Below are 6,334 nucleotides of genomic sequence, written 5' to 3' on the forward strand. Positions count from 1 at the left end.
GGAAAGAAGAATTTTGTATTCTCCAGGACCCTGAACAGCCTGCATGGCACCCAGGAGGTCACCTATGATGCCGGATGGGCGTTCCTAAATGGGGTACAGTCCGCTAAAAAACACAGTTATGGCGTGTTAGAGGTTGGTGGCAACTACCTGTATTACGGGGCTGATAAATCCGGGGATTACCACCAGGCTGCAATAGAGATCCGAAACAGCAATGGAGATGCCTTTCAGGTGGTCACCAAGACCATTCCGGGGCACGAAAACGCCAGTATTGGGGATATGATCCCCGTGGAAGGTGGCTATGTTGCCTACGGTGGAGTGTTCTCTGCAAGTGGCACCCCGCCTTATATTACCATGTATAAGCCTTTGCTTATCTATTTCGACGAGGCGTATACCATGACAGATTATGTGGTGTTTGAGGACTCTGAGCTTACTGCCATGGTAACAACCAGCGACCAGCTCAACGGCAGTTTCCACCTGGAAAAACTGGACAATGGGAACCTTATAATGTATGCGCTGGGTGAAATGCGTATTACCAATAGTACGGGAACCACCTTAAAGCGGAAATACTTCGAAGGAACAGGGAACAATCAGGCGCTTATTTGCCTTGGTAGCAGCTTTGTAATATCCACCCGGGACTTCCTTAAAAAATACAATTCGGAAGGCTCCCTGCTTAAGGAGTATCACTATGGCGGACAGTACCTGCCCGAGATCAGGCAGATAGACAATGAATTGTTTTTTGTGGCCGGCTATGACAATGAAGATCTGGTTAACCTGTTCTACGGGAAGACGGATTTGGATCTGAATCCCATCAGCCTGGTACAGGAATGATGTTTAGGGAGTAAAATCAGGAGTTCTGATCACAGATTTTTAAAACCAATAGAAAAACAATAGCTTAGACCCAAAACAACAGACATGGGTCTGAGCAGAAAAGCGGGACTGGTAGCAGGCCCGCTCCTTTTTACGGTGATCCTGAATCTCCCGGTGCTGCTGGAAGGGTACGAGCAGGCCAATGCCGTCATTGCCGTGGCGGCCTGGATGATCACTTGGTGGATCACGGAAGCCGTTTCCATATCGGTCACAGCCCTCTTACCCCTGATACTGTTCCCCCTCCTGAAAGTGATGCCCATAGCAGAAGTGGGAGCCAACTACGGCAGCCCGATCATCTTTCTTTTCTTCGGGGGTTTTGTGTTGGCGCTCGCCCTGGAAAAGGTGAACCTGCATCGCAGGATAGCCCTTAACATTATTCGGATCACCGGAACAACGCCAAACCGTGTTGTTTTAGGATTTATGATCGCTACGGCATCTCTGAGCATGTGGATAAGCAATACAGCAAGTACCGTAGTGATGCTACCCATAGCCATGTCGGTCATCGGCCTCCTGATCAACGATGCGGACGGTTTCACCAAAAATGACCAGAACTTTGCCCTGAGTGTGATGCTGGGGATCGCCTTCTCCGCCAACGCCGGGGGCATTGCCACCGTAATTGGTACACCGCCTAATTCAGTGCTTATTGGCCTCCTGGAGAATGAGTATAACATTGAGGTGTCCTTCCTGAAATGGATGACCCTGGGTCTGCCCTTTTCCATTATTTTGCTCAGTATTTGCTACTGGGTCCTGGTAAAGTGGATGTTCCCCAACCGGCAATTGAAATTTGCCGCTTCCCGGGAGGTCATACAGCAGGAACTGGACAAACTTGGGCCTACTTCCGGCAGGGAAAAAATGGTCCTCGTTATTTTTGGGTGTACAGTGTTCCTCTGGATTTTTCGTACGTTGATCAACAAGTTTATCCCCGGCCTCGCCCTGTCAGATACCATAATTAGTGTTATGGGGGCCCTGGCCCTCTTTGTGCTGCCCTATAACCCAAAGAAGGGAGAATTCATCCTCATCTGGCCAGACACCCGCAAACTTGCCTGGGGCATACTTATTTTATTCGGTGGTGGACTTGCACTGGCCAAGGGCATGTCTGCCAGTGGAATTGTAGATGTGGTTTCCCAGACCATCGCCAGTAGTGAAATTGGCATCCTGTTTACAGCTTCCCTACTTATCCTCCTCATGCTCTTTATGACGGAACTCATGAGTAATGTGGCTCTCGTGGCCGTGCTGGCGCCTGTTGTAGCGGGTATTGCCCTGGGATTGGGCATCCCCATCCTTTATCTCCTTATCCCTGTGACCATCGCGAGCAGTTGTGCCTTTATGCTCCCCATGGCCACCCCGCCCAATGCCATAGTTTTTGCTTCAGGTTATATTAAGGTACACCAGATGGCCAGGGTCGGAGTCATTCTCAACCTGATCTCGGTTGGCCTGCTCATCCTTCTGTTTCAGTTTGTGGTGCCTGCCTTGTTCTAGAGCACAAAAAAACCCGGTTAAACAACCGGGTTCTCATTTTAAAATTGATTGTTGCTTTTTAAGAAGCTGAAACAGGGCTGAAATCTGCAGGCAGATAATCCTGGATCTCAAAATCGAACTCTATAACTTCTTCCTCTTCAATATACTCGATTGAATTCAGATCGAAATACTTTTTGTAAGGATCGAACATTACAGGGAGATACTCCTGAACATCAAAATCCAGTTGTACTTCGGCCACCTCTTCAATGAAGGAGACGTCCATAAAGTTGTCCGGATGTGCGTAAGGATCAAATCCCTCAGGCAGATACAGTGCTGTATCAAAACCCAAATCAACGGGAGCTACCTCCTCGATAAAGATTACCTTATCTGTTTCGTTTTGCTTAGTATGTTGTGGAGAATTCCCAGTCTGTGCTCCTAAGGCCACCACACTAGATACCAGCCCAATAATTCCTGTTAAAATCTCTCTTCTCATTTCAATGATATTTAAAATTTGGTACAAAGATACAACCCCCTTTCGAGAGAATTATTGTCCTTTTGATACCCTTAACAATTGCCCATAACAGTAATAAAAATGGGCTTTTTAACATTTGTGATCAAACATTGCGAACTTCTCAGTGGAACCTCAATTCTCTTGCCAAGGTAGCAGTAAAAATCATCCCGGATTGCCAAGTTGATTTTGGGGAAATTCGTGTTAAAGTTTTGTTAAATCGATCAAATTGAAGGCGCATCCGTCAAAGATCAGGGAGGGCAAAAAATAAAGCCCCGAAATGGGGCTTTATTGCTGACTAATCAAACAACTGCTAGAAAATGAGAGTATGCTTTCTAACAATTCTATTTATCTATAGAGCGAAGGGATCAAATCCCTCGGGTAAAAAATCGGCCGTATTGAAATCAAAAATGATTTCCTCCTCTTCTTCGATATATACGATGGAATCCAGGTCAAAATAGACTTCATAAGGGTTAAATCCTTCGGGCAGATAGGCCGCTGTATCAAACCCCAGGTCAATTACCTCTTCTTCCTCCATATAGTTGATTCCTTCTATCCCTTCAGGAACTGCATAGGCATCAAATCCCTCAGGCAAATACAAAGCAGTATCGAAGTCGAGTTCAATTTCATCCTCCTCTACAAAGGTGATGTTTTTGAGGTCTACGTAGGCTTCATTTGCGTCAAAGCCTTCGGGCAGATAATCCTCGGTATCAAAACCAAGGTCGATAACCTCTTCTTCTTCAATAAATACGATTTCGTTCAAATCCAATTCTTTCTGAGAATCGGGAAAGTTCCTGCTTATCAACCTGGGCGCTATGATGGGAGTAGCCGCTTCGCTAGTGTGAACTTCGATGACTTTTACTTCCGCATTTTCTGTGCCCAAAGCCACTTGTTGATAAGTGCACTCTGATGTGGCGATCTCTTCTTGCGGCGTGGTGGTTGTGCTCAGCATAACCAATCCACATACTAGTAATAACTTGTTCATTTCGTTGATTGATTGCTTTCCAATGTTGGTACAGCGTTTAATTGTTTTGGTTTGTATATAAGACGGAACAAAAAGCAGTTTGTTACAGATATTCGCCCTGTTTAACAGCTCATTTAGAAGGCCTGTCAGCAGTGAAATAATATTTAAAACTGATATATCTATTTGATTTATAGTTCTTTATATACATCTTGGGAGATTGGGGGGAAATCCGCCACTTATGATTTCCTTAACAAAAGAATCCGTTTATTTTTCGGTTATTTGGCATCATTTCTTCAAAAAAACTCAGCTTATGATTCCCAGACACTACTTGAAAATTGTATCCTGTTTTCTCTTCCTTTTCATGGTCACCCCGCAGGCCGAAGCCCAGCTCTTCAAAAAGAAAAAGAAAGCTGCCACAGAGACCAAGGCCAAGTCCAATGGCAAAAAAGACAAGATCCAGCCTTACGATAAAGTGGTCACCAAAGAGGCAAGCACTGATGAAGGTCTCTTTGACGTGCATGTGGTGGATGATAAATACTACTACGAAATACCCGATTCATTATTTGGAAGGGAAATGCTAATGGTAAGCCGTATTTCCAAAACCGCATCCGGGATTGGATTCGGTGGGGGTAAGATCAATACCCAGGTACTCCGTTGGGAGAAAAAGCCGAAAAAGGTTTTGCTGCGAGTGGTTAGCTACAATGTAGTAGCCGCCGATTCCCTGCCGGTGAATGAGGCCGTAGTAAACTCTAATTTCGAACCTGTCCTTTATTCTTTCGATATCAAAGCCTTTAAAAAGGATTCCCTGAACCCTGCTACTGTTATTCAGATAGACGAGCTGTTTACAAAAGATGCCAAGGCCCTGGGGATGCCGGATCGCTACAGAAAGCAATACAAGGTTACCCGGCTTGATGAAAAGCGCAGTTTCATTGAGTCCTTAAAGAGCTACCCATTAAATATCGAGGCGCGGCACGTAAAGACCTATAATGCCTCCAGTCCGCCTTCTAATGGCAGTGTGGGATCCATTTCAATTGAGATCAACAATTCCATGATCCTGCTGCCGGAAGAGCCTATGAAAAGAAGGTATTTCGACCGGCGCGTAGGATGGTTTGCCCGTGGACAGGTAGATTACGGACTGGAAGCCCAGGAGAGCAAAACCGTTCGCTATCTGGACCGATGGCGACTGGAAGTCAAGGACGAAGACATTGAGAAATTTAAACGTGGGGAACTGGTAGAACCCAAAAAGCCCATCGTATATTACGTAGACCGGGCAACCCCAAAGAAATGGGTTCCTTTTATCAAAAAAGGGATTGAAGACTGGCAGGTAGCTTTTGAAGCCGCTGGTTTTAAAAATGCCATTATTGCCAAGGACCCGCCCTCCCCGGAAGAGGACCCCGAATGGTCTCCGGAAGATGTGCGGTACTCCGTAGTGCGATATCTTGCCTCGCCTATTCCCAATGCAAACGGCCCTCACGTAAGCGATCCAAGGAGTGGTGAAATTCTGGAATCAGACATCAACTGGTACCACAACGTAATGACCCTGTTGCGCAACTGGTTCTTCGTTCAGACCGCTGCGATTAACCCGGATGCCCGGGGGGTAGCCTTTAAAGATGAGGTGATGGGAAGGTTGATCCGTTTTGTTTCTTCTCATGAGGTAGGGCATACGCTTGGCCTGCCACACAATATGGGGAGCAGTGTGGCCTATCCTGTAGATTCCCTCAGGTCTGAGACCTTCACGAAAAAGTATGGCACCGCCCCTTCTATTATGGACTATGCCCGGTTCAATTATGTAGCCCAGCCCGAAGACGGGGACGTGGCCCTTATGCCCAATATCGGTATTTACGATAAGTATGCCATCTCCTGGGGGTACCGTCCGATTCTGGATAAAACGGCCAAGGAAGAAAAAGAGGTCCTGGATCAATGGATCCTGGAACATGCCGGTGACCCGCTATACCGTTTTGGGCACCAGCAGGTAGGCGATGTTGTAGATCCCAGCTCACAAACCGAGGATTTGGGTGACAACGCTGTTAAAGCCAGCCTGTATGGAATTGAAAACCTGAAACGAATCGTCCCCAACCTCACGGAATGGACCTTTGAAGAAGGTAAGAACTACGATGACCTGGAAACCCTCTACGGTCAGGTTATCAGTCAGTTTAACCGCTACATGGGCCACGTGGGGAACAATATTGGCGGGGTTTACGAATACCACAAAACCTACGAACAGGATGGAGCCGTATATACTCACGTAGCCAAGGAACACCAGCAGGCGTGTATGGACTTTTTGCAGGAACAGCTTTTTGCAACCCCGGAATGGCTCCTGGACAAAGAACTATTTGGAAAGATCCAGTATTCGGGCTTTGTGGAACGTGTGCGTTCCATGCAGGTCAGGGCATTGAACAACGTGCTGAGTTTAGGCAAGATGGCACGTTTAATTGAAAATGAAGCCCTTAACGGCAGGGAAGCCTATACCCTGTTAGAAATGATGCGCGACCTCCGCAACGGTCTGTGGTCTGAACTGCGTACGGGCAGAAGGATAG

General features: G+C 46.7%; 5 protein-coding genes. 3 read left to right on the plus strand and 2 right to left on the minus strand.

Annotation, left to right across the window (positions count from 1 at the left end; all coding sequences use genetic code 11):
- Both AC4E7D_RS07290 and AC4E7D_RS07295 read left to right on the plus strand, forming a co-directional pair.
- The coding region (locus tag AC4E7D_RS07290; protein ID WP_490173153.1) for a hypothetical protein at window positions 1-828 on the plus strand (828 nt) is incomplete at its 5' end.
- An 84-nt stretch (window positions 829-912) separates the two neighbouring features.
- Entirely contained in the window at window positions 913-2,346 is a 1,434-nt protein-coding gene (locus AC4E7D_RS07295; RefSeq protein WP_490173154.1) for an SLC13 family permease, read from the plus strand.
- Window positions 2,347-2,404: 58 nt separating this feature from the next.
- On the opposite strand, the gene AC4E7D_RS07300 is transcribed toward AC4E7D_RS07295, so the two are convergent.
- Window positions 2,405-2,818, minus strand: coding sequence for a hypothetical protein (locus AC4E7D_RS07300; RefSeq protein ID WP_490173155.1), 414 nt, complete (start codon window positions 2,816-2,818; stop codon window positions 2,405-2,407).
- Between the two features lie 367 nt (window positions 2,819-3,185).
- On the minus strand, window positions 3,186-3,818 hold the full coding sequence (locus AC4E7D_RS07305; RefSeq protein WP_490173156.1) for a hypothetical protein: 633 nt from the start codon (window positions 3,816-3,818) through the stop codon (window positions 3,186-3,188).
- Between the two features lie 340 nt (window positions 3,819-4,158).
- On the opposite strand from AC4E7D_RS07305, the gene AC4E7D_RS07310 reads away from it, so the two are divergent.
- Window positions 4,159-6,334 (plus strand): zinc-dependent metalloprotease (locus AC4E7D_RS07310; RefSeq protein WP_490173159.1); only part of this gene is annotated, 2,176 nt, incomplete at its 3' end.

This window comes from Lentiprolixibacter sp. (assembly GCF_982873095.1).

What these genes read in the sequence shown, in the direction of transcription:
- AC4E7D_RS07300 (WP_490173155.1), bottom strand. Translation starts at nt 2,818, where the DNA reads ATGAGAAGAGAGATTTTAACAGGAATTATTGGGCTGGTATCTAGTGTG.
- AC4E7D_RS07295 (WP_490173154.1), top strand. Translation starts at nt 913, where the DNA reads ATGGGTCTGAGCAGAAAAGCGGGACTGGTAGCAGGCCCGCTCCTTTTT.
- AC4E7D_RS07305 (WP_490173156.1), bottom strand. Translation starts at nt 3,818, where the DNA reads ATGAACAAGTTATTACTAGTATGTGGATTGGTTATGCTGAGCACAACC.